The 984-nt window shown below is 66.0% G+C and carries 1 protein-coding gene; it reads right to left on the minus strand.

The features are described 5' to 3' along the window. The coding region (hutU, locus tag F3J10_RS35855; protein ID WP_167244069.1) for a urocanate hydratase at nt 1-983 on the minus strand (983 nt) is incomplete at its 3' end. Nucleotide 984 lies beyond the last annotated feature (1 nt).

A 984-nucleotide genomic window follows, 5' to 3' on the forward strand; every position in this document is an offset into this window, starting at 1 on the left:
TAGTCGAGCGTGGCCGCGCCGCGTTCCTGCAGCGTCAGCATCGCCTGCACCTGCCTGGCCATCGACTGCTTGGCCGGCTTCACGATGCTCTGCGGATCGACCTTGCGCGCCTCGTGCCATTGTTCGACGCTCCAGCCTTGCGGCAGGTAGCCGTTCACCGGGTCGTGCGCGCTGGTCTGGTCGGTCACGCAGTCCGGCGTGATGCCGCGCGCGACGATCTCGGCGAACAGGTCGGCCGCGTTGCCGAGCAGCCCGATCGAGACCGGCTTGCCGTTCGCCTTGGCCTCTTCCAGCATCGCCAGCGCCTCGTCGAGCGTCTTGGCCTTCTTGTCGACGTAGCGCGTCTTCAGGCGGAAATCGATGCGCGACTCGTCGCATTCGACGGCGATCATCGAGAAGCCGGCCATGGTGGCGGCCAGCGGCTGCGCGCCGCCCATCCCGCCCAGGCCACCCGTGAGGATCCAGCGGCCGGAAGGATCGCCGTTGAAATGCTGGTTGGCCACCGAGAAGAAGGTCTCGTAGGTGCCCTGCACGATGCCTTGGCTACCGATGTAGATCCAGCTGCCGGCCGTCATCTGGCCGTACATCATGAGGCCCTTGCGATCGAGCTCGTTGAAGTGATCCCAGTTGGCCCAATGCGGCACCAGGTTCGAATTCGCCAGCAGCACGCGCGGCGCGTCGGCGTGGGTGCGGAACACGCCTACCGGCTTGCCCGACTGGATCAGCAGCGTTTCGTTGTCCTCCAGATCCTTCAGCGAGGCGAGGATCTGGTCGAAGCAGTCCCAGTTGCGCGCGGCGCGGCCGATGCCGCCATAGACCACCAGCGCATGCGGATGCTCGGCCACCTCGGGATCGAGATTGTTCTGGATCATCCGGTACGCCGCCTCGGCGAGCCAGGTCTTGCAGGTTTTCTCGCTGCCGCGCGGCGCGCGGATCACGCGCGTCGGATCGAGACGCGGATCGATGTGCTTGGGATGATTCATG

The organism is Burkholderia sp. Cy-637 (assembly GCF_011753175.1).
GTDB classification, from domain to species: domain Bacteria; phylum Pseudomonadota; class Gammaproteobacteria; order Burkholderiales; family Burkholderiaceae; genus Burkholderia; species Burkholderia gladioli.